General features: G+C 45.8%; 4 protein-coding genes. All 4 read right to left on the reverse strand.

Annotation, left to right across the window (positions count from 1 at the left end; translation table 11 throughout):
• Nucleotides 1-281 (reverse strand): phosphoglycerate mutase family protein (locus HMPREF2926_RS09160; RefSeq protein WP_141751791.1); only part of this gene is annotated, 281 nt, incomplete at its 3' end.
• Between the two features lie 122 nt (nt 282-403).
• A complete protein-coding gene (locus tag HMPREF2926_RS09165) occupies nt 404-1093 on the reverse strand; it encodes a histidine phosphatase family protein (protein ID WP_070587517.1) in 690 nt (229 codons plus the stop codon).
• 81 nt (nt 1094-1174) lie between these two features.
• Entirely contained in the window at nt 1175-2512 is a 1338-nt protein-coding gene (locus tag HMPREF2926_RS09170) for a PFL family protein (protein ID WP_070587520.1), read from the reverse strand.
• An 18-nt stretch (nt 2513-2530) separates the two neighbouring features.
• Nucleotides 2531-2797, reverse strand: coding sequence for an ACT domain-containing protein (locus tag HMPREF2926_RS09175; RefSeq protein WP_003004214.1), 267 nt, complete (start codon nt 2795-2797; stop codon nt 2531-2533).
• Between the last annotated feature and the right edge of the window lie 131 nt (nt 2798-2928).

Here is a 2928-nt window from a genome sequence, read left to right on the forward strand (position 1 = left end):
CCAAAACACCACTCGCGGATCCGTTTGTCATAACGATAAGGGATTTTTCCTGTCAGACCAAGTTCTTGAAGAATAATTCCCATAGTTTGAATGGTGCGTCCAGAATCACTCGAAACAGCCTCTTCAAAAGAAAGCCCAGCTTCCTTGAGACCAAGTCCTAATTCTCGAATTCCACGTTCTCCTGCTTCTGTCAGCGGAGTGTCTGACCAGCCCTGTGCCCGTCCAATGGTATTAAACATGGTTTTTCCATGACGAGCAATATATAATCTGGTTTTTGTCATTGTATTACCTCCGTATGTATCTCTTTCATTATATCATTTTTTACAAAAAGAAAGTAGGAAAGCCTTACAAGTTTTGTGAAAAAGAAAAGGCCATGACCAAAGGGTCAGCCTTTCAGGACGGACTAGGATTCTTGCAAGCTTTCACCGACCTCACGGTAACTGCTATCTCCAATCCCCTTAACCGTCAATACTCCATCTTCATATTCTACAAGGGTAACACTACCGTTTGAAAGAGGCAGATTAAGATTTGGTTTTCCTTCGATCAAGCAGACCAGGGTCTGAATGGTCCAACTATGGCTGACCACCAAGGCATTGCCTCCACCATTTTCTTCTACTTCTTTGGCAATAGCTTCAAACCCTTCTAGGATTCGGCTTTTCAAAACTTCCCAAGGTTCAGCCCAATTCGCTGTGTCCACTTGGCAAATTCCATTGGCCAAGTCTTCCAAGGTCAAAGTCTTATAGTCTTCTACATCTAGCACGCGCGGCACGACTCCATGAAAGAGCTCCCCACCGTAGGCCCCATCAAAGCTACCAAAACACCACTCGCGGATCCGTTTGTCAAAGCGATAAGGAATCTGGTCTTTCAAGTCCAATTCATCGAGAATGATCCCCATGGTCTGAATGGCACGGCCTGAATCACTGGAATAAGCTCGAGTAAACTCCAAGCCAGACTCACGCAAGCCAATTCCTAGAGCCTGAATCCCTCGTTCTCCTTCTGCTGTCAAGGGCGTATCGGACCAACCTTGAGCACGGCCAATGGTATTAAACATGGTTCTCCCATGACGAATCACAAATAATCTTGTTTTAGCCATCTTGTCTCCTTTTGCAAGAAAAAAGTCTGGAGTTTTATCATCACAGACTTTTCTATTTTCTACTATTATACTAGATTTCTCTTAGTTTTTAAAGCTATGAACCGGAGCTGGAATTTGGCCACCACGGGCAATGAAATCAGCTGATGAAGCTTTGTTGACCTTCATTACCGGAGCAGATCCAAGAAGTCCACCGAGCTCTAACATATCGCCTTCTTTTCCATAAGGAATGATCCGAACGGCTGTTGTCTTTTGGTTGATAACGCCGATAGCTGCTTCATCGGCGATCATGGCCGCAATGGTTGTATCTGGAGTATCAGCCGGGATGGCAATCATATCTAGACCAACGGAACAGATAGCTGTCATAGCTTCCAATTTTTCCAGGTTGATATGACCTGATTGGACCGCCGCAATCATCCCTTCGTCTTCTGAGACCGGAATGAAGGCACCTGACAAACCACCGACTTGGTTACAAGCCATGATGCCACCTTTTTTCACTTGGTCATTGAGCAGGGCAAGGGCTGCGGTAGTTCCATGAGTTCCGACCACTTCAAGCCCCATGGCTTCAAGGACACGGGCAACCGAATCCCCAACAGCTGGCGTTGGTGCGAGAGACAAGTCCACAATCCCAAACTCAACACCGAGACGTTCACTAGCCATTTGACCGACTAATTGACCGACACGGGTAATCTTGAAGGCTGTCTTCTTAACTGTTTCCGCCAATACATCAAAGCTTGCACCGGGGACTTTTTCAATGGCCCGTTGGACGACACCTGGTCCTGAAACCCCAACGTTAATGACAACATTCGCTTCACCGACACCATGGAAGGCACCCGCCATAAAGGGATTATCTTCTACTGCATTGGCAAAAACTACGAGCTTACCAGGCCCCATTGGATCTGCTTGGGATGCTTCTTTAATGATACGCCCCATATCTCGGACAGCGGTCATATTGATCCCCGTCTTAGTGGAACCAATATTAACAGAAGAGCAGACAAAATCCGTCTCTGCAAGGGCGCGAGGAATGGAATTAATGAGGATTTCATCCCCCTTTTGGTAGCCTTTTTGAACCAGAGCTGAGAAGCCACCGATAAAGTTGACCCCAACTTCTTTGGCCGCACGATCCAGCGCCTTGGCAAAGGGCACATAGTCTGTCGCATTGGTTGCTGCCCCGATAATAGAAATCGGAGTGACCGAAACCCGTTTATTCACAATGGGAATACCGAGTTCTGCCGCAATCTCATCCCCCACAGCCACCAAATCTTTGGCCTTTGTCACAATCTTATGGTAGACTTTTTCAGCTGCCTTTTCGATATCCGGATCAATACAATCGAGAAGCGAAATCCCCATGGTGATGGTCCGAACATCGAAGTTCTGCTCCTCAATCATGGCAATGGTTTCTGTTACCTGTTTAATGTCCATAAATTCTCAACCCCTATCTTACAAATTGTGCATAGCATCAAAAATCGCTGCGCTTTGGATATTGATTTTCACATGCAGAGACTGACCGAATTCTTCCAACTCTGAACGAAGCTGTGTGAAATCTTTTTTCTCATCTGACGATACAACCGCCATCATGGTAAAGTATTCATCCAATACGGTTTGAGAGATATCATCGATATTGAGTCCTAATTCTGCCACTTTCGTTGCAACACCCGCTACGATTCCTTTTTGGTCTTTACCAACGACTGTAATAATTGCTTTCATTTCACTGCTCCATTCTATCTATTTGCTTCCATTGTAGCACAATCCCCTTAAAATCGCCCTTCTCAACCGGGAACGTTCGTATATTTTCCGCGTGCATAAAAAATAAAGAGGCTGGGACAAAAGTCCTAGCC

This window comes from Streptococcus sp. HMSC078D09, from assembly GCF_001813675.1.
GTDB lineage: Bacteria > Bacillota > Bacilli > Lactobacillales > Streptococcaceae > Streptococcus.

What these genes read in the sequence shown, in the direction of transcription:
- HMPREF2926_RS09165 (WP_070587517.1), bottom strand. Translation starts at nt 1,093, where the DNA reads ATGGCTAAAACAAGATTATTTGTGATTCGTCATGGGAGAACCATGTTT.
- HMPREF2926_RS09170 (WP_070587520.1), bottom strand. Translation starts at nt 2,512, where the DNA reads ATGGACATTAAACAGGTAACAGAAACCATTGCCATGATTGAGGAGCAG.
- HMPREF2926_RS09175 (WP_003004214.1), bottom strand. Translation starts at nt 2,797, where the DNA reads ATGAAAGCAATTATTACAGTCGTTGGTAAAGACCAAAAAGGAATCGTA.